At 58.4% G+C, this 17777-nt stretch carries 21 protein-coding genes; 3 read left to right on the top strand and 18 right to left on the bottom strand.

What is annotated here, in order from left to right; translation table 11 throughout:
* Positions 1 to 2 precede the first annotated feature (2 nt).
* The 14 genes from pal to OQ248_RS17325 all read right to left on the bottom strand — a co-directional run bounded on the left by pal (position 3) and on the right by OQ248_RS17325 (position 11249).
* On the bottom strand, positions 3 to 500 hold the full coding sequence (gene pal, locus OQ248_RS17390) for a peptidoglycan-associated lipoprotein Pal (protein ID WP_003178634.1): 498 nt from the start codon (positions 498 to 500) through the stop codon (positions 3 to 5).
* 52 nt (positions 501 to 552) lie between these two features.
* Positions 553 to 1833 carry a Tol-Pal system beta propeller repeat protein TolB gene (tolB, locus tag OQ248_RS17385; RefSeq protein WP_162803533.1) on the bottom strand — a complete coding sequence of 427 codons (1281 nt, stop codon included), beginning with the start codon at positions 1831 to 1833 and terminating at the stop codon, positions 553 to 555.
* A gap of 17 nt (positions 1834 to 1850) precedes the next feature.
* Positions 1851 to 2930: a cell envelope integrity protein TolA gene (gene tolA / locus OQ248_RS17380; RefSeq protein ID WP_085709625.1), complete on the bottom strand. Its 1080-nt coding sequence runs from the start codon at positions 2928 to 2930 to the stop codon at positions 1851 to 1853.
* A complete protein-coding gene (gene tolR / locus OQ248_RS17375; RefSeq protein WP_162803534.1) occupies positions 2930 to 3382 on the bottom strand; it encodes a protein TolR in 453 nt (150 codons plus the stop codon). The genes tolA and tolR overlap by 1 nt, the downstream gene beginning before the upstream one ends.
* 23 nt (positions 3383 to 3405) lie before the next feature.
* Positions 3406 to 4101, bottom strand: a complete 696-nt coding sequence (tolQ, locus tag OQ248_RS17370) for a protein TolQ (RefSeq protein ID WP_007912733.1) — start codon at positions 4099 to 4101, stop codon at positions 3406 to 3408.
* Complete coding sequence (ybgC, locus tag OQ248_RS17365) at positions 4091 to 4558, bottom strand: tol-pal system-associated acyl-CoA thioesterase (RefSeq protein WP_085709624.1); 468 nt, start codon at positions 4556 to 4558, stop codon at positions 4091 to 4093. The genes tolQ and ybgC overlap by 11 nt, the downstream gene beginning before the upstream one ends.
* A 127-nt stretch (positions 4559 to 4685) precedes the next feature.
* Entirely contained in the window at positions 4686 to 5747 is a 1062-nt protein-coding gene (gene ruvB, locus OQ248_RS17360; RefSeq protein WP_085709623.1) for a Holliday junction branch migration DNA helicase RuvB, read from the bottom strand.
* Positions 5748 to 6356 (bottom strand): Holliday junction branch migration protein RuvA, encoded by a 609-nt coding sequence (gene ruvA / locus OQ248_RS17355; RefSeq protein ID WP_007951205.1) that lies wholly within the window; start codon positions 6354 to 6356, stop codon positions 5748 to 5750. It lies immediately after the preceding gene.
* A gap of 114 nt (positions 6357 to 6470) precedes the next feature.
* Positions 6471 to 6995, bottom strand: coding sequence for a crossover junction endodeoxyribonuclease RuvC (gene ruvC / locus OQ248_RS17350; protein WP_065258525.1), 525 nt, complete (start codon positions 6993 to 6995; stop codon positions 6471 to 6473).
* A gap of 102 nt (positions 6996 to 7097) precedes the next feature.
* A complete protein-coding gene (locus OQ248_RS17345; RefSeq protein ID WP_085709622.1) occupies positions 7098 to 7844 on the bottom strand; it encodes a YebC/PmpR family DNA-binding transcriptional regulator in 747 nt (248 codons plus the stop codon).
* A 129-nt stretch (positions 7845 to 7973) separates the two neighbouring features.
* Positions 7974 to 9749, bottom strand: coding sequence for an aspartate--tRNA ligase (gene aspS / locus OQ248_RS17340; RefSeq protein WP_085709621.1), 1776 nt, complete (start codon positions 9747 to 9749; stop codon positions 7974 to 7976).
* Between the two features lie 108 nt (positions 9750 to 9857).
* Positions 9858 to 10079: a zinc ribbon domain-containing protein gene (locus OQ248_RS17335; RefSeq protein WP_007951210.1), complete on the bottom strand. Its 222-nt coding sequence runs from the start codon at positions 10077 to 10079 to the stop codon at positions 9858 to 9860.
* A 113-nt stretch (positions 10080 to 10192) separates the two neighbouring features.
* Positions 10193 to 10537 carry a ribbon-helix-helix domain-containing protein gene (locus OQ248_RS17330; protein WP_265813430.1) on the bottom strand — a complete coding sequence of 115 codons (345 nt, stop codon included), beginning with the start codon at positions 10535 to 10537 and terminating at the stop codon, positions 10193 to 10195.
* Positions 10538 to 10778: 241 nt separating this feature from the next.
* On the bottom strand, positions 10779 to 11249 hold the full coding sequence (locus OQ248_RS17325; protein WP_039766007.1) for a Dps family protein: 471 nt from the start codon (positions 11247 to 11249) through the stop codon (positions 10779 to 10781).
* A 309-nt stretch (positions 11250 to 11558) separates the two neighbouring features.
* Between OQ248_RS17325 and OQ248_RS29025 the strand changes: the two genes are divergently transcribed.
* Entirely contained in the window at positions 11559 to 12161 is a 603-nt protein-coding gene (locus OQ248_RS29025; protein WP_085709619.1) for a cold-shock protein, read from the top strand.
* A gap of 70 nt (positions 12162 to 12231) precedes the next feature.
* On the opposite strand, the gene OQ248_RS17315 is transcribed toward OQ248_RS29025, so the two are convergent.
* Positions 12232 to 12438, bottom strand: coding sequence for a SlyX family protein (locus tag OQ248_RS17315; protein ID WP_265813429.1), 207 nt, complete (start codon positions 12436 to 12438; stop codon positions 12232 to 12234).
* Positions 12439 to 12440: 2 nt separating this feature from the next.
* Positions 12441 to 12866 carry an HIT domain-containing protein gene (locus tag OQ248_RS17310; RefSeq protein WP_265813428.1) on the bottom strand — a complete coding sequence of 142 codons (426 nt, stop codon included), beginning with the start codon at positions 12864 to 12866 and terminating at the stop codon, positions 12441 to 12443.
* An 878-nt stretch (positions 12867 to 13744) separates the two neighbouring features.
* Between OQ248_RS17310 and OQ248_RS17305 the strand changes: the two genes are divergently transcribed.
* The gene (locus OQ248_RS17305; RefSeq protein WP_248742556.1) at positions 13745 to 15106 is read left to right on the top strand and encodes an OprD family porin; all 1362 of its coding nucleotides are present in this window, start codon (positions 13745 to 13747) and stop codon (positions 15104 to 15106) included.
* A gap of 120 nt (positions 15107 to 15226) precedes the next feature.
* Here OQ248_RS17305 and OQ248_RS17300 read toward each other — a convergent pair whose 3' ends face one another.
* Together OQ248_RS17300 and OQ248_RS17295 are read right to left on the bottom strand one after the other, a co-directional pair.
* A complete protein-coding gene (locus tag OQ248_RS17300; RefSeq protein WP_007951217.1) occupies positions 15227 to 16066 on the bottom strand; it encodes a mechanosensitive ion channel domain-containing protein in 840 nt (279 codons plus the stop codon).
* Between the two features lie 138 nt (positions 16067 to 16204).
* Entirely contained in the window at positions 16205 to 16690 is a 486-nt protein-coding gene (locus OQ248_RS17295) for a YajQ family cyclic di-GMP-binding protein (protein ID WP_007951218.1), read from the bottom strand.
* 140 nt (positions 16691 to 16830) lie between these two features.
* Between OQ248_RS17295 and OQ248_RS17290 the strand changes: the two genes are divergently transcribed.
* On the top strand, positions 16831 to 17748 hold the full coding sequence (locus OQ248_RS17290; protein ID WP_265813427.1) for a putative 2-dehydropantoate 2-reductase: 918 nt from the start codon (positions 16831 to 16833) through the stop codon (positions 17746 to 17748).
* Positions 17749 to 17777 lie beyond the last annotated feature (29 nt).

Raw genomic sequence — 17777 nt, 5'->3', positions numbered from 1 at the left:
AATTACTTACGCAGTTCGACGCGACGGTTTTGAGCCCAGGACTGCTCGTCGTTGCCGGTAGCAACTGGACGCTCTTCGCCGTAGGAAACCAGTTCCAGCTGAGCTGGGGAAACACCTTGCAGTACCAGGTAGCGCTGAACGGCTTTCGCACGACGCTCGCCCAGTGCCATGTTGTACTCACGAGTACCACGTTCGTCGGTGTTGCCTTCCAGAACAACGCGAGCGCCGTTTGCTTTCAGGTCTTTGGCGTGAACGTCCAGAGCGCGCATGGCTTCTGGCTTCAGGTCCGAGCTGTCGTATTCGAAGTAGAAGGTGGTGATTGCGCGCAGAGCAGCTTCTTCGCTCAGGGAACCGTCAACGGCACCGGTGTTTGCGCCGTAACCAGCGTTTGGATCAACAGCGCCTTCACCGGCGTTGTCGCCGCCTTTGGACGAGCAACCTACAGCTACAGCCATGGCCAGAGCCAGCGCAGCAAATTTACCAAACTTCAGCATTTCCATCGTGAAACTCCTAATGAACCCCAGTGTGTTAAGTAAAACGTGTAGCGCCCGCTCACTTCAGGTAAGGGGACCAGGACGGTTCTCTGACTTCGCCTTGAGCGGTAGGAAGCGGGAGCCTAACGCGTCCATTAATGGACACGAGCATCAAGACTCCCCGGCCCTGTTGGCGGGTGGCGTAGATTACCATGGTGCCGTTGGGCGCAACAGTAGGCGACTCGTCCAGAGTGCTATCAGTGAGGATTTTTACACTTCCGCGCTGCAAATCCTGAGCCGCCACTTTGAAATTGGTGAAACCGTCCTGACGATGGATCATCACCAGGGTCTTTTCATCAGCCGACAGCTTCGGGTTGGCGTTGTAGTTGCCCACGAACGTCACGCGCTCGGCACCACCGCCATTGGCGCTGGTCTTGTAGATCTGCGGCTTGCCGCCACGGTCGGAAGTGAAGTAGATGGTCGAGCCATCCTTGCCCCAGTACGGTTCGGTGTTGATGCCAGGACCGGCAGTCACACGAGTGATCTGGCGCGAACCGAGGTTCATCACGTAGATGTCCGGGTTACCGTCCTTCGACAGCACGAACGCCAGGCGATTGCCATCCGGCGACCAGGCCGGAGCGCCGTTCAGGCCTTCGAAGTTGGTAATCTGCTCGCGGCGACCGGTGTCGATGTTCTGCATGAAGATGCGCGGACGCTTCTGCTCGAACGATACATAGGCAATACGCTTGCCGTCCGGTGCGAAACGCGGCGACAGGATCGGCTCGCGCGATTGCAGCAGAGTCACGGCGCGGGCACCGTCATAGTCCGAACGCTGCAGGGTGTAACGGGTGTTCTTCTCGGAGAAGCGTTCAGCCGTCACGTACAGCAGGCGAGTCGAGAACGCACCGTCGATACCGGTCAGTTTCTGGAACGACTGGTCAGAGATGAAGTGCGCCATGTCCCGAATTTGCTCGGTCGTACCGGAAACACTGCCGTCCGCCACTTTCTGTTCGGTGGCAACGTTGAACAACGCCCACTGAACCTGCAGGCGACCACCGGCCGGCGTGATATTGCCGACCATCATGTACTGGGCACCTACTGCCTTCCAGTCACGGAAGATGATTTCGCTCGGCTGGCTTGGCTGGCTGATCATGTTCTGTTTTGGAATCGGCGAGTAATAACCCGAGTTCCGCAGGTCGTTGCCAATGATTTCAGCCATGTCATCCGGCAGGACGGCACCGCCCTGGAAACCGAACGGTACGACGGCGATCGGGGTCGCCCGATCGCTGCCGCTGGTGACCAGAATGTTCTTTTCATCCGCCATCGCGATCCCTGCCATGCAGCAGATCACGACCAGCATTCCTCGAAGAAGGTTTCTCACAAGGCTAGATCCTCAGGTGTGAATGTCATCTTGAATGAACGATACGGAGCGAAATCGCTCGGCTTCATTCCCTGCATTTCCGTCAAACGTCCAATATTCTTGACCGCCGCCACTGCCGACGCATCGAACGGACCGTCGCCACTGGACTTGGCCACGCTGACCGTAGTCACCGTACCGTCCGGCAACATGCCGATCTGCAGTACAACCGTCATGCCTTTGCGTGCCGAAGGAGGACGTGCCCAACCTTCCGCTGCCCGCGCACGAATCAAGTCATCGAAGCTGCCTGCGGTTTCGTCACCACGTTCATCCGCCAAAGCCTGCTGACGCTCGGTCTTGTCGGACAGCAGGTCGGCCAGAGCCTGGGCCTTCTTGTCCTCGACCGATTTGCGTGCCGCGTCCTGCGCTTTCTTCTTCGCAGCATCGGCAGCAGCTTTCTTCTTGGCTTCATCGGCGACTTTCTTCTTCGCCTCTTCAGCCTCGGCTTTCTTCTTGGCGTCTTCGGCGGCTTTCTTCTTCGCGTCTTCGACGATTTTCTTCTTGGCTTCTTCAGCGGCCTCTTTCTTGGCCTCTTCTTCAGCAGCCTTCTTGGCTTCTTCTTCAGCTTTCTTCTTGGCTATATCAGCCAATTGTTTCTCTTCTGCCTTCTTGGCTTCGGCGGCTTTCTTCGCGTCTTCGGCTTTCTTGGCTTCGTCAGCCTTCTTCGCCTGTTCCGCTTTCTTCGCCTCATCGGCCTTCTTGGCTTCCTCGGCCTTTTGAGCCGCTTCTTCTTTCTTTTGTTCCGCAGCCTTCACCGCTTCCTGCTCGACCTTTTTCTGCTCCATCTGCTCGACTTCGGTCTGGCGCGCGGCGGATTTCTTCGCCTCACCCGCAATCTTCTGATTGGTCTGGGTGGTTGCCTGACTTTTCGATTTCAGCTGGTAAAGGGTTGCCTGGACAATCGGCTTGGCCGGCGGCAGCTCCGGTGTCATGGCGAAACTGACGAACAGCATGCCGAACACCAGCACGTGCAAGCCAATCGCCCAGACACTGGGCCAGAAGTAGCTTTCCGAGGCGGACGGCTCTCGCTGTTGCTGCATCAGGGGGCCTCGGTGATCAAGCCAACATTACCGACCCCGGCTTTCTGCAACCCGCCCATGGCGCCCATGACGGAACCATAATCGACGGACTTGTCGCCACGGATGAAGACCTGGGTACGCTTGCCGCCTTCAGTGCCGGCGCGGATGATCTTGGTCACCGCGTCGGTCATCTGTGGCAGGGTCATGGCCCGGTCCTGTTGCTTTTCGGTGTCGACTTCGCTGCCAAGGTTCCAGTAGTAGGTCTTGTCAGCCTTGATCGAAATGGTCAGCACCTGGGTGTTGTTGTCCTGCGGCAAGGCTTCGCTGGAAACCTTGGGCAGATCCACTTTCACGCCCTGATTGAGCATCGGCGCAGTCACCATGAAGATGACCAGCAGCACCAGCATCACGTCGATGTAAGGCACTACGTTCATCTCGGCGACCGGCTTGCGCTTGTGTCGGGCTCGAGTGATTAAAGCCATCGGTAAATACCTGCTTATTCTTCGCTGGTGTGCACTTTGCGGTGCAGGATCGCCTGGAATTCATCGGCGAAGGTGTAGTAGCGGCTCAGCAAGGTTTCACTGCGGGCAGAGAAACGGTTGTAAGCGATAACGGCCGGGATCGCGGCGAACAGGCCGATCGCGGTGGCGATCAGGGCTTCGGCGATACCTGGGGCCACAGTGGCCAGGGTGGCCTGTTGTGCACTGGCCAGACCACGGAAGGAGTTCATGATCCCCCACACGGTACCGAACAGACCGATGTACGGGCTGACCGAACCGACGGTGGCGAGGAATGGCAGGCTTTGCTCGAGCTTCTCTTCCTCGCGGGAGATCGCTACGCGCATGGCACGGGCCACGCCTTCCATGACCGCTTCAGGGTCGACGCCCGGCTGCTGGCGCAGACGCGAGAATTCCTTGAAACCGGCACGGAAGATCTGCTCGACGCCCGAATCCGGATCCGGGTTGCTGCCGGCCTGGCGGTACAGTTTGGACAGGTCGATACCCGACCAGAAGCGCTCCTCGAAGCTCTCCAGGGCACGTCGACCGGCGCGCAGCAGATTGCTGCGCTGAAAGATCATGATCCATGAGGTCACCGATGCGGCTACCAGGGTCAACATTACCAACTGCACCACGATGCTGGCATTGCTGACCAGGCTCCACATGGAGGAATGGTCGACGACGTTAGCTTCCACGCTTTATCTCCTGCTTCAAGTGTGTACCCGTGCCGACCGCGTCGGCGAAAGCCGCACGCAAGTCTTCGGGAAGGGCCCGGGGTTTCAAACTGTTAGTGCGCACACAGGCCACCAGAAACTGCCCCTCACAGAGCAGCACATTATCCGTTGCCCGCCTGACCTGCTGTCGAAAGCGCAGGCTGGCACGGTTCAATTCGATTACATCAGCGCTTACCAGCAGCTCGTCGTCCAGTCGCGCCGGCGCGTGATAACGCGCTTCGCTGGAGTGCACGACGAACAACAGGTCCTCCCCTGCCAGCGCCGACTGGGCAAAGCCCAGCTCCCGGAGCCGCTCGGTTCGAGCCCGTTCCATAAACTTGAGGTAATTAACGTAATACACGATGCCGCCCGCATCGGTGTCCTCGTAATAAACGCGACAACGATGTGCGAACGGCTCAAGCCCGTTTTGCGCGCGCATACTCTAGTGCTTACTCCTCGGGTTGCCAATCCGGCCAGGCAACTGTTTTTCATAGTTCGAAGGCTTTACCGCAAAAGTACCGTCCTGAGACAGTACAAACGCTGAATAAATCGCCAATAAATGTGTTTCAATCATCCACGGCATCGAGAAACTCGTCTGCCACGGGCATTTCGCCCATTCGTGACGGAATGTTTAAACCAAAATGCAGATACGCGTGCCGGGTCACCACCCTGCCCCGAGGCGTACGCATGATGTAGCCCTGCTGAATCAGGTATGGCTCCAGCACATCTTCGATGGTGTGGCGCTCTTCACTGATCGCAGCCGCCAGGCTGTCGATGCCGACAGGGCCACCATCGAACTTCTCGATCATGGTCAGCAGCAATCGCCGGTCCTGATGATCGAAGCCGTGTTCATCGACATCCAGCAGATTCAGTGCCAGGTCGGCAACGGATTTGGTGATATGACCCTTGGCCCGGACTTCGGCGAAATCCCGCACCCGGCGCAGCAGGCGGTTGGCGATCCGCGGCGTGCCACGGGCACGGCGGGCAATCTCGAAAGAGCCTTCCGGGTCCAGCGGCAGACCGAGGATGTTCGCCGAACGGCTGACAATCGTCGCCAGGTCGGCGGTGCTGTAGAACTCGAGACGCTGGACAATACCGAAACGGTCACGCAACGGATTGGTCAGCATCCCCGCCCGCGTCGTCGCGCCAACGAGGGTGAACGGCGGCAGATCAAGTTTGATCGAACGCGCTGCCGGCCCCTCACCGATCATGATGTCGAGCTGGAAGTCTTCCATCGCCGGGTACAGCACTTCTTCGACGATCGGCGACAGACGATGGATTTCATCGATGAACAACACATCGTGGGGTTCAAGGTTGGTCAACAGCGCGGCCAGATCCCCCGGCCGTTCGAGCACCGGGCCTGAAGTGCTCTTGATCGACACGCCCATTTCCTGGGCAATGATGTTGGCCAGGGTGGTCTTGCCCAACCCCGGCGGGCCGAAGATCAGGGTGTGGTCGAGGGATTCGCTACGGCCACGGGCGGCCTGGATAAACAGTTCCATCTGCTCGCGAACGGTCGGCTGGCCAATGTATTCGGCCAGACTGACGGGACGTATCGCCCGATCCTGGACTTCTTCGCGCTCACGCGGACTGTGCGTGGCGGCGATCAGACGATCAGCTTCAATCACTTAAATCATTCCCTTCAGGGCGCGTCGGATCATGTCTTCACTGCTCAAGCCTTTCTCCTTGATCGCGGAAATCGCCTTGCTTGCTTCCTGTGGCTTGTAGCCCAGGGAAATCAGCGCGCTGACCGCGTCGTTCTCGGCGGTATTGACCGGTGCCGGGCCGTCCGGCTGGTTCGGTACCAGCGCAAACATGGCCGGCGAGGTTTCCCAGGCCTTGAAGCGGTCCTTGAGTTCGACCAGCAGACGCTCGGCGGTTTTCTTGCCCACACCCGGCACTTTGGTCAGCGCCGAAGTGTCCTGGGACTGCACGCAACGGATCAGCTCATCGACTTCCAGACTCGACATCAAGGCCAGGGCCAGTTTCGGGCCCACACCATTGAGACGGATCAACTCGCGAAAAAAGTCTCGCTCACGCTTGCCAGCGAAACCATAGAGTAACTGCGCGTCTTCGCGTACGACCAAATGGGTGTGCAAGGTCAGCGGTTCACCGACCGACGGCAGGCGATACAGGGTGGTCATGGGCACTTCCAGCTCATACCCGAGGCCGTTTACATCCAGAATCAGGTGCGGCGGCTGTTTTTCAGCGAGGGTGCCGCGCAAGCGTCCAATCACGTTTCAGATCCTTGAGCGTTGGCCAGCCGCGGGCTGGCGACAAAACGGAATACGGATTCGGGCCGACGACCCAGGCACAAAATCCATATACCGGAAAATTGATTGCTGATGCTATCAGAGACGCAGGCGCCCGCCACGACTGCGTGCGGTTCCCAGGCCGTGAGGCAACAGGCTGGAGCGGGTGTGCGCATGGCAAATGGCAATGGCCAGGGCGTCCGAGGCATCGATTTGTGGCTTGCTGGTCAGTTTGAGCATGTGCATGACCATCATCTGCACCTGCTCCTTATTGGCTGCACCGGTGCCGACTACGGCCTGTTTGACCTGAGTGGCTGTGTACTCGGCGATCTCCAGGCTCTCTTCGGCACCCGCGACGATCGCGGCCCCACGGGCCTGCCCGAGCTTCAGCGCCGAGTCGGCGTTTTTCGCCATGAACACCTTTTCGATGCCCATGGTCACCGGACCGTAGGTCTGGATGATTTCCCGCACACCGCGATAGACGATCTGCAAACGCTCATGCAACTCGCCGGCACCGGTACGAATGCAGCCGGAAGCCACGTAGACACAACCACGCCCGGTATCGCGTACCACGCCATATCCGGTGATGCGTGAACCGGGGTCGATACCAAGAATTAAAGTCATAAGCCTGCTGGTTTCGAAAAAACACAAAAACAAATGTGGGAGATTCCATGTTCGAGATGAACCCTCAAACATGGAATCTCCCACATTGAAGCCTAGCCGTTATCAGCCGAGCTGAGCCGCCACGTCTTCCGGAATGTCGGCATTGGAATAGACGTTCTGCACATCATCCAGATCCTCGAGCATGTCGATCAGCTTGAGCACCTTCTCCGCGCCTTCCAGATCCAGTTCGGCACTGGTGGTCGGCTGCATGACGATTTCCGCGTCATCACCCTTGAAACCGGCCGCTTCCAGCGCGTTTCGCACGGCATAGAAACTGGTGAACGACGTGAACACATCAATCGAGCCGTCTTCATGAGTGACCACGTCGTCGGCATCGGCTTCCAGTGCCGCTTCGGTCAGCGCATCTTCGTCGACACCCGGTGCGAAGCTGATCTGGCCCTTGCGTTCGAACAGGTAGGCCACCGAACCGTCAGTTCCGAGGTTGCCGCCACACTTGCTGAACGCATGGCGCACGGCCGCGGCGGTACGGTTGCGGTTGTCGGTCATGCACTCGACCATCACCGCCACGCCACCCGGGCCGTAACCTTCGTAGGTCAGCTCTTCAACGTTGTCGGCTTCGGTCGCACCGGCACCACGGGCCACCGCACGGTCGATGATGTCCCGACTCATGTTGGCGCCCAGCGCCTTGTCCAGGGCCAGACGCAGACGCGGGTTGGAACCCGGATCGCCGCCGCCCTGACGGGCCGCAACGGTCAGTTCACGGATCCACTTGGTGAAGATCTTGCCTCGTTTGGCATCCTGACGTTCTTTGCGGTGCTTGATGTTCGCCCACTTGGAATGACCTGCCATATCTCGCTCCGAATTCTCTTTGAAACGTTGCCCGCCGCGCACATCGCACAGCCAGCAAACAAAAAAATCTCGACCTGCTCTCTATAGAAAGAAAAAAGGCGCATCCGAAGATGCGCCTTCAGGCCCGTCTTACTCAGCCTTTGGTGTTTCACGCAAACGAATGTGCAGTTCGCGCAGTGCCTTGGCGTCCACGACACCCGGTGCCTGCGTCATCACGTCGGCAGCACTCTGGGTTTTCGGGAAGGCGATCACTTCACGGATCGACTGGGCGCCGGTCATCAGCATCACCAGACGGTCCAGACCGAAGGCCAGACCACCGTGCGGCGGTGCACCGTACTTCAGCGCGTCGAGCAGGAAGCCGAACTTCTCTTCCTGTTCCGCTTCGTTGATGCCCAGCAGACGGAATACCGCTTGCTGCATCTCTTTGCGGTGGATACGGATCGAACCGCCACCCAGCTCGGTGCCGTTCAGGACCATGTCATAGGCACGGGACAGCGCGCCAGCCGGGTTGGCTTCGAGCTCTTCCGGGGTGCACTTCGGCGCGGTGAACGGGTGGTGCAGGGCGGAGAAGCTGCCGTCATCGTTCTCTTCGAACATCGGGAAGTCGACGACCCACATCGGTGCCCATTCACAGGTCAGCAGCTTCAGGTCGTGACCGAGCTTGATACGCAGCGCGCCTAGGGCTTCGCTGACGATCTTGGCCTTGTCGGCGCCGAAGAACACGATGTCGCCGTCGACTGCACCGACGCGATCGAGGATCACGTTCAGGTTGGCTTCCGGGATGTTTTTCACGATCGGCGACTGCAGACCTTCAACACCGGCAGCACGCTCGTTGACCTTGATGTATGCCAGACCCTTGGCACCGTAGATGCCGACGAACTTGGTGTAGTCGTCGATCTGCTTGCGCGGCATGCTCGCCCCGCCTGGAACGCGCAGTGCGGCGATACGGCATTTCGGATCGTTGGCCGGGCCGCTGAACACCTTGAAATCAACTTCTTTCAGTTGATCGGCAACGTCCACCAGTTCCAGCGGGTTACGCAGGTCAGGCTTGTCGGAACCGTAGCGGCGCATGGCTTCTTCGAAAGTCATGTGCGGGAATTCACCGAATTCCAGATCCAGCACTTCCTTGAACAGGTTGCGGATCATGCCTTCGGTCAGGCCCATGATGTCTTTTTCGTCGAGGAAGCTGGTCTCGATGTCGATCTGAGTGAACTCAGGCTGACGGTCGGCACGCAGGTCTTCGTCGCGGAAGCACTTGGCGATCTGGTAGTAACGGTCGAAGCCGGCGACCATCAGCAGTTGCTTGAACAGCTGAGGCGATTGCGGCAGAGCGAAGAACGAACCGGCGTGGGTACGGCTCGGCACGAGGTAGTCACGCGCGCCTTCCGGAGTCGCACGGGTCAGGATCGGCGTTTCCACGTCGAGGAAGCCGTTCTCGTCGAGGTAGCGACGGATGCTGGTGGTCATGCGCGAACGCAGACGCAGCTTCTCGGCCATTTCCGGACGACGCAGGTCGAGGAAGCGATAGCGCAGACGGGTTTCTTCACCGACGTCGGAGAACTCGTTCAGCGGGAACGGCGGGGTTTCCGACTCGTTCAGCACTTCCAGTTCGTAGCCCAGGACTTCGATCATGCCCGACGCCATGTTGGCGTTGGTGGCACCGGCCGGACGCAGACGCACCTTGCCGGTGATCTTCACGACGTATTCGCTGCGCACGCGATCGGCGGCGGCGAAGCTCTCGGCGCGATCCGGATCGAAGACCACCTGGGCCAGACCGTCACGATCACGGATATCGAGGAAAATCACCCCGCCGTGGTCGCGGCGACGGTGAACCCATCCGCAAAGGGTAATTTCCTGGCCTTCCAGGCTTTCGTTCAGTTGGCCGCAATAATGGCTGCGCATCATGGTAGTGGTTTCGCTTCTCGTAATTCGAAATTCGGTGGAGATCCGCCGCACTCAAGCTCTGTGCGACCGGTGGATGCTCGCGCGTGTCGTAAGACCTGGGCCTGAACCCTAGTCAGATTTGTCGCCACCGGCCAGATTCTTCTTCGCGCCGGTCTTGAAATCGGTTTCGTACCAACCGCTGCCGCTGAGGCGAAAGCCTGGCATGGACAGCTGTTTCTTGAGCTCTGGTGCCTGACAGGCAGGGCAATCGACCAGCGGTGCATCACTGATCTTTTGAATGGCTTCCAACTGATGACCACAGGAAGCACATTGGTAATCGTACATCGGCATGGAGTTGTCTCGGCGATCAGATTGCCAGCTCCCGCAGGGCGGTGTGGCGAAAGAGCGGGATTATATCCATTAAATGCGGCCTGTGCAGCCGGAAGACTGCACGGGCCGCCTAGTCACTGGCAACCCCCGATGGTCACCGGCGCATCCCGCAGGCCGTGCACGACACATACCACCCGCACCAGACCGCTGAAGTTCTTCACCCCACCGTGACGCAAGTGCACCTCTCGATCGACACGGGACAGCAAGGTGCCGACCGAACAGCAATTATCCTCGGCCATACGGCCCAGAATATTCCAATAGACCTGCTCCAGCCGCATGCAGGTCGCAAACCCGTTCAAACGCACCGATCGGGCCAAGGGCCGGATCAATGCCATGTCGAACTCTTCAAGAAACGGCGCCACGGCCCTGTCCTGCCGCGAGCCGATGATGATTCCGCTTCGCCTGTCTCCAACTTCCATATCGTTGACACTCCTTTGCCATCTCTGCTTGTTGCCAAGGCAACATCCTGTGACCTCATTAAAAGCGCAGGGACAAAGGCATGGCCAGACGACTTTTTGACCGTCCTCGTAGGATAAGCCAACAGAAAAGGGAGGATCATGGACCAGCGAAGTGCTTTCCTCGCATCCTACAAACGCGAGTGCTTTTTCCTCGCCAGGACGGGCGCACGGCCGACAATTCGTGTCCGTGCGCCACGGGCGATCAGGCTTCGAGCAGCGCCCTGAGCATCCACGCGGTTTTCTCGTGGACTTGCATGCGCTGAGTCAGAAGATCAGCCGTCGGCTCGTCACTGACCTTATCCAGCAGCGGGAAAATCCCCCGCGCCGTGCGAGTGACTGCCTCCTGGCCTTCGACCAGCTGTTTGATCATGTCTTCGGCACTCGGCACGCCCACCTCTTCTTTAATAGAGGAAAGACGCGCGTAGGTCGCATAGGCGCCCGGCGCTGGAAAACCCAGGGCGCGGATGCGTTCGGCGATCGAATCCACGGCCAGTGCCAGTTCGTTGTACTGCTCCTCGAACATCAGGTGCAGGGTCCGGAACATCGGTCCGGTGACGTTCCAGTGGAAGTTGTGGGTCTTCAAATAGAGCACGTAGGTGTCCGACAGCAGACGCGACAGCCCTTCGACGATGGATTTGCGGTCTTCTTCACTGATACCGATATCGATTGCCATGCTTACCCCCTAACGGCGATTGAATTCATCCAGCAGGTGTCGGTTCACTGTAGCAAGGCCTTCCTCCCATGGCAGCCCCCGTATCGACCCGATAGAGGCGACAAATAGCCCCACGCCTTGCCGCTGGCCGGCGTGATTTGAGTAGCTGTGGGCTTTGCTGTTAAATAGGCAGTGTGTCGCTACGCCCTGTTTTCCGGGCGTTGCGCATAGGCTGATGCCGGGCACGTGTCCAACGCCTCTTATTGTTTCGAAGCGAACCGTGCGCCTTCAGCTCTTCCTTGTGAGCCGTCATAACGTGAGTCAATAAAAATGTTGAAAATCGTCCACCTGCTAATGGGCGCAGCGGCGTTGCTGCTGTCGTTCATACCCAGCTTGAAATCCGAAGCCGTTCCTTACCTGCAACAACCCGATGCACTTTACCTGGCCTTTTTCGGCCTGCTGAACCTGGTCATTGCCCCGGTGATCCCTTACTGGAACAAAGGCCCGCGCCAGCATCTGCAAAATCTGGTCAGCGCACTGCTGGTGCTGACCGTCGTCCTGCAAACCCTGACCCTGATCGCGCCGATGCCTGTCATCGCCGGCCAGCCAGCCGTGCTGTTCAGCCTGGTGATCGCCCTGGTCGCCGTGATCCTGCACCTGGCCGTCAGCTTCTACAAATCCTCACCGGCCGCCGCCGCGCAAAGCTACGACATGAGCAACCGCGATACCGGCACCGTCAAGTGGTTCAACACCTCCAAGGGCTTCGGCTTTATCTCCCGGGATTCCGGCGATGATATTTTCGTGCACTTTCGCGCCATCCGTGGCGAAGGCCACCGCGTCCTGGTCGAAGGCCAGCGCGTGGAGTTCTCGGTGATGAACCGTGACAAAGGCCTGCAAGCCGAAGACGTGATCGCCGCCCTGCCGCGTCGCTGATCCAGAACGAAAAAACCGCGAACAGCCTGGCTGCTCGCGGTTTTTTATTGCCCTTGCGAAATACGCAAACTCAGTAGTGCGGCGGCGGTGCGTCTTCCTCAAAGGAGCCGAACTGGCCGACCATTTCTTCCTGGCGCTTGAGCAGCGCGGCCATCTGCAACTGCAGACGCTCCACGACTCGCTGCTGCTCCACCAGCACATCATTCAACGCCTGAATGGTGTCGTCCTGAAATGCCAGGCGGCTTTCCAGATCGGTAACGCGTTGTTCCAGGCCCATGATCAGCCCTCCAGAAACTTGAAATCTTCGTCCAGCACCAGGCGCAGGCGCTCGCGGATCGCGGCCACCTGTCCGGCGCTGTAAGGCTTGGCCGGGTGCTTGCCCCAGACCGGCGCCGGCCACGCGGCGTCATCACGTTTGCGCACGATCACATGCATGTGCAACTGGCTGACGACGTTACCCAGGGTGGCAACGTTCATCTTGTCGGCATCGAACGAGTCCTTGAGCACCTCCGCCAGGGCCGTGGTTTCCTGCCACAGTCGCTGCTGATCGGCGACATCCAATTGAAACAACTCGCTGATATCGTCGCGACGAGGCACCAGGATGAACCACGGGTAGTTGGCGTCGTTGGACAGCAGCAACCGGCAGAGCGGGAAGTCGCCGATGGTCAGCGTGTCCTGTTGAAGGCGTGAATCTAAAGCAAACACTGGGTGTACTCCCGGCTGGTCGACAATATTCAGCTTAGTGGGCCTGCCCGGTGGACGGCGCACTAAACGACAGGACGGCAGCATACCTTCGAATGCCCTGCCCTTCACGATGAAGCGGCGCCCCGCCATGGAACATTTCCGGCGCTCACGCACCAGCACGAGACCCGCCGTGCCAAGCAACCCGCCGAAATGAACGTGACTCACTACCGTGTTCAGGGTCATGACAGGGCTCAAGTGTTTGAATTCAGTACAGCCGGAAAAAATATTTGCACCAAAACCGTACAGCGGGTCTACGCTCAATGGCTCGGGCATCCGCCAAATACTCACTGACAGGGTGAACCGGTAACGTTTTTGGTTGTCATGCGCAAAATCGAGCGAGGCAACACCAAGCGAGGAAGCGCGTCAACCCTGATAAAAAAGGGGCGCGCGGGCCCGCATTTACAAGGCTTTTACAGCAACAAGCGGGGCCATGGAAAAATAACCGCATCAATTTTGCGGTTTGTGCACGCTTGTTGCATTCGTACTCATATGGGCTATGAGCCCGCCACGGGAAGTGGTGGTTCAAACCCCGAAAAAAACAGTGGCAGGGTTGCCCGATGGAGATTCAAGTGTTTTGCCAGGGACTCTTTTTTACCGATGCAAAAAGGCCCAGAAACAGCGATAAAGTTGTCAGCCCGACTGCATGGGTACTGTGAATTTGCGACATCGACCAAGCCATTTGCGACAGCGTCGTAAAGAACATGAAAGGTTGTATGTGCAAGTATCGCCAACATTGTCGGCGTGATATAAGTTTGCGCCGACACAAAAAGAAAGAGCCGCCCAGATAATAAAACAGGTGGGACGGCAGTACTCTTCTAAAACCAAAGGAGCAAATCACGATGCGCGTGATGAAGTGGAGCATGATCGCACTGGCCGTTACAGCAGCCAGTACTCAGTTGGCTACGGCCGCACCGTTTGTTAGTGATCAATCTGAAGCCAAAGGCTTTGTTGAAGACGCAAAACTGACCGAGACGTTGAAGAACTACTACTTCAACCGCGACAACAAGAACGGCGGCCACGACCAGAAAGACTGGACCCAGGGCTTCCTCGGCAACTTCAGCTCCGGTTATACCCAAGGCACCGTCGGCGTCGGTGTCGATGCATTCGGTTACCTGGCCATCAAACTGGATGGCGGCGATGGCACCACCGGCACAGGCAACATGAGCCGCAGCGACGTCGTCAAAGCCAACGGTTACGCCCACGACGTTGACAACAGCCAAGGCAAAGCCGGCGCTGCCATCAAGTTCCGCATTTCCAAAACCGAGCTGAAAATCGGCGACCAGCAGCCAAGCACTGCTCCAGTGTTCGCTGTCGGCGGTTCCCGTATCATTCCGCAAACTGCCAGCGGCTTCCAGCTGCAGAGCAGCGAAGTCAAAGACCTTGACCTCGAAGCCGGTCACTTCTACTCGGCTACCAGCCAGGACAAGAACGCCCGTGATGGCGGCCTGTTCGCGAACTACGCCGGCGTAGAAGCCAAAACCATCGACTATTTCGGTGGCAAGTACGGCATCACCGAAAACCTGAGCGCATCGCTCTACGGTGCCAAGCTGGAAGACGTCTGGAACCAGTACTACGCGAACGTGAACCTCACCACTCCATTCGGTGGTGACACTTCGTTGAACACTGACTTCAACATCTATCGCACCACCGACACCGGTGACAAGCTGGCTGGCGACATCAGCAACACTGCCTTCTCCCTGGCAACTGCGCTGTCGTTCCTGAAAGCACACACCTTCACCCTGGCCTTCCAGAAGGTCAACGGTGACACTCCGTTCGACTACGTCGGCGTGGGCAAGAACAACCGTGGCGGCGACTCGATCTTCCTCGCCAACTCCATCCAGTACTCTGACTTCAACGGCCCAGGCGAGAAATCCCTGCAAGCGCGTTACGACCTGAAAATGGCTGAGTACGGCGTTCCTGGCCTGAGCTTCATGGTTCGTTACGTTAAAGGTTGGGATATCGACGGTACCGGTCTGGCTGCAAACAGCCAATACCGCACCAGCACTGGCGCACCGCTGTACGGTGAAGACGGCAAACACCACGAAACCAACTTCGAAGCCAAATACGTAGTTCAGTCTGGCCCTGCGAAAGATCTGTCCTTCCGCATTCGTCAAGCCTGGCACACCGCCAACGCCGACCAAGGCGAAGGCGACGTTAAAGAGTTCCGTCTGATCACCGAGTACCCACTGAACATCTTGTAATCGTCAGTGGTTAGTTTGGTTGAATGAAAAAGGCCCATCTTCGGATGGGCCTTTTTTGTTATCTGTCACTTGCAATAAATGCCTGACCAACAAGTCAGGCATTTAATTAGCAACCTATCATTACACCGCCGATTCCTGAACCACACGAATCACACGCTGTGGAAATGGAATATCAATGCCGGCAGTCTTTAAACGATCACGGGACTGTTCGTTAAACATGAACATCACATCCCAGTAGTCTGCTGTCTTGACCCAGACACGCAGGGAAACAGTGATCGAACTATCACCCAGCGTCGAAATGACAGCCTGTGGCGCCGGATCCTGCAACACACGATCATCTTTCGCCAGATCCAGCAGTACCTGACGGGCCTTTTGCAGATCGGCTTCGTAATCGACACCCACATCGAACACAACCTTGCGGGTTGGCTGACGGTTGGTGTTGGTGATGATGCCATTCGACAGATTGCCGTTCGGTACGATGATGGTCTTGTTGTCGCCGGTACGCAGCACGGTGTGGAAGATCTGGATGCTGTCGACAGTACCCGCCACGCCCTGCGCTTCGATCCAGTCACCGATACGGAACGGACGGAACAGCAGAATCAGCACGCCGCCGGCGAAGTTCGCCAGGCTGCCCTGCAACGCCAGGCCGATGGCCAGGCCGGCCGCACCGATCGCCGCCACGAACGAAGTGGTCTCGACGCCGATCATCGACGCCACGCTGACGATCAACAGAACCTTGAGAATGATGTTGGCCAGGCTGCTGATGAAACCCTGCAGTGCCAGATCGGCATTGCGCAGAGCCAGCAAGCCACCGAGCTTTTGCGTGACCTTGTTGATCAGCCACCAGCCGATGGCCAGGGTAATCACCGCCAGCAGCACACGGCTGCCGTATTCCATGATCATCGGAATCCACGCCTGGGACGCCTTGACCAGGTTGTCTACCTCAGCATTCAAATCCATCTTTTATCTCCTGATTGCCGGCTTCCCGGGCTGAAAAAATCAGCGGCAGAACGACCGGGCCTGTTGGGGCTCAATCGTTTCTGCCGCTGCTTGGGCCTCGGACGCTGAAAACGCCGAGAGGTTCCCGACTCGGATGGCTCAGTCGCGGAAGTTGTTGAATTGCAGTGGCATGCCGAATTCCTTGGCACGCAGGGCAGCGATGGCTTCCTGCAGATCGTCACGCTTCTTGCCGGTCACCCGTACCTGCTCGCCCTGAATGGCGGCCTGCACCTTGAGCTTGGCTTCCTTGATGTGGCCGACGATCTTCTTCGCCAGTTCCTTGTCGATGCCTTCCTTCAGAACGGCGTCCTGCTTCATCAGCTTGCCCGATGCGAAAGAGTCTTTGACCTCGAGGCACTGCACGTCGATCTTGCGCTTGACCAGGGCCAGCTTGAGGATCTCGATCATCGCTTCCAGCTGGAAATCGGCTTCAGCGGTCAAGTGGACGGTCAGGTCCTTTTCCTTGAATTCAAAGCTGCCCTTGCCTTTCAGGTCATAACGACGATCGAGTTCCTTCACGGCGTTCTCGACCGCGTTGGTGAGTTCGTGTTTGTCCAGTTCGGATACCACGTCGAACGACGGCATGTAATCTCTCCAATAAAAAGGCGCGCTCGTTCAGGACGCGGCGCGCTTGGCTTGCGGTTAAAATCGGGCTCATTATAACGGGTCTTTTCCCACCGACACGGCGAGCCTTGCATGCCTGTACCTTACCGAGTGAAAAACTGATGTCCACCCCCTGGCACATCCTTGGCGCCGGAAGTCTCGGCACCCTCTGGGCCACGCGTCTGGCCCGGGCCGGATTGCCGGTCCGGTTGATCCTGCGCGACATCGACCGCTTGCATGACTATGCGACGGCGGGCGGCCTGACGCTGGTGGAGCAAGGCGTGGCCAGCAGCTATGCCATCCCCGGCGAAACCCCGGACAGCCCCGGTCCGATCCGCCGCCTGCTGGTGGCGTGCAAGGCCTACGATGCCGAAAGCGCCGTGGCCGGGGTCGCTCATCGTCTGGCGCCGGACGCAGAACTGATTCTTTTGCAAAACGGCCTCGGCAGCCAGGAAACAGTTGCCGCGCAAGTCCCGCAGGCCCGCTGCATCAGCGCCTCCAGCACCGAAGGCGCGTTTCGCGACGGCGACTGGCGCGTTGTGTTCGCCGGCCACGGTTACACCTGGCTCGGTGATGTCGGTCATCCCGTGGCACCGTTCTGGCTGGATGATCTTGAGGCGGCAAAGATTCCTCATGAATGGAGCGCAGACATCCTCACCCGACTGTGGCGAAAACTGGCGCTCAACTGTGCGATCAATCCACTGACGGTGTTGCACGACTGCCGCAACGGCGGATTGCAGGAACACCATTGCGAAGTCGCCACTCTGTGCGCCGAACTGACCGAGTTGCTGGAGCGTTGCGGCCAGCCTGCGGCGGCGGACAACCTGCAACAGGAAGTCGAGCGGGTGATTTCGGCTACCGCCGCCAATTTCTCCTCCATGTATCAGGACGTGGCCAACAAGCGCCGCACCGAAATCAGCTATCTGCTGGGCCATGCCTGCAAGGCTGCGCAGCGGCATCAACTCAACCTGCCGCATCTGAAACAATTGCAGCAGCGGCTGACAGCCCATCTGCACAGTCTCGGATTGCCCGTGGACTGAGCAGCGGCTACGCTGCCCACTTGTTCCTT

The sequence above is a fragment of the Pseudomonas sp. COW5 genome (assembly GCF_026240005.1).
GTDB lineage: Bacteria > Pseudomonadota > Gammaproteobacteria > Pseudomonadales > Pseudomonadaceae > Aquipseudomonas > Aquipseudomonas kribbensis.
The sequence above is the reverse complement of the archived record's forward strand: the minus strand, read 5'-3'. Positions and strand labels throughout refer to the sequence as shown.

Bases quoted from the DNA above. Each gene is read 5' to 3' on its own strand.
- OQ248_RS17295 (WP_007951218.1), bottom strand. From the start codon at position 16,690: ATGCCGTCGTTCGACGTGGTATCCGAACTGGACAAACACGAACTCACC.
- OQ248_RS17290 (WP_265813427.1), top strand. From the start codon at position 16,831: ATGTCCACCCCCTGGCACATCCTTGGCGCCGGAAGTCTCGGCACCCTC.
- OQ248_RS17305 (WP_248742556.1), top strand. From the start codon at position 13,745: ATGCGCGTGATGAAGTGGAGCATGATCGCACTGGCCGTTACAGCAGCC.
- OQ248_RS17345 (WP_085709622.1), bottom strand. From the start codon at position 7,844: ATGGCAGGTCATTCCAAGTGGGCGAACATCAAGCACCGCAAAGAACGT.
- OQ248_RS17330 (WP_265813430.1), bottom strand. From the start codon at position 10,537: ATGGAAGTTGGAGACAGGCGAAGCGGAATCATCATCGGCTCGCGGCAG.
- OQ248_RS17325 (WP_039766007.1), bottom strand. From the start codon at position 11,249: ATGGCAATCGATATCGGTATCAGTGAAGAAGACCGCAAATCCATCGTC.
- aspS (WP_085709621.1), bottom strand. From the start codon at position 9,749: ATGATGCGCAGCCATTATTGCGGCCAACTGAACGAAAGCCTGGAAGGC.
- tolB (WP_162803533.1), bottom strand. From the start codon at position 1,833: ATGCTGGTCGTGATCTGCTGCATGGCAGGGATCGCGATGGCGGATGAA.
- pal (WP_003178634.1), bottom strand. From the start codon at position 500: ATGGAAATGCTGAAGTTTGGTAAATTTGCTGCGCTGGCTCTGGCCATG.
- tolA (WP_085709625.1), bottom strand. From the start codon at position 2,930: ATGCAGCAACAGCGAGAGCCGTCCGCCTCGGAAAGCTACTTCTGGCCC.
- OQ248_RS17300 (WP_007951217.1), bottom strand. From the start codon at position 16,066: ATGGATTTGAATGCTGAGGTAGACAACCTGGTCAAGGCGTCCCAGGCG.
- ruvC (WP_065258525.1), bottom strand. From the start codon at position 6,995: ATGACTTTAATTCTTGGTATCGACCCCGGTTCACGCATCACCGGATAT.
- ybgC (WP_085709624.1), bottom strand. From the start codon at position 4,558: ATGCGCGCGCAAAACGGGCTTGAGCCGTTCGCACATCGTTGTCGCGTT.
- OQ248_RS29025 (WP_085709619.1), top strand. From the start codon at position 11,559: ATGTTGAAAATCGTCCACCTGCTAATGGGCGCAGCGGCGTTGCTGCTG.
- OQ248_RS17315 (WP_265813429.1), bottom strand. From the start codon at position 12,438: ATGGGCCTGGAACAACGCGTTACCGATCTGGAAAGCCGCCTGGCATTT.
- OQ248_RS17335 (WP_007951210.1), bottom strand. From the start codon at position 10,079: ATGCCGATGTACGATTACCAATGTGCTTCCTGTGGTCATCAGTTGGAA.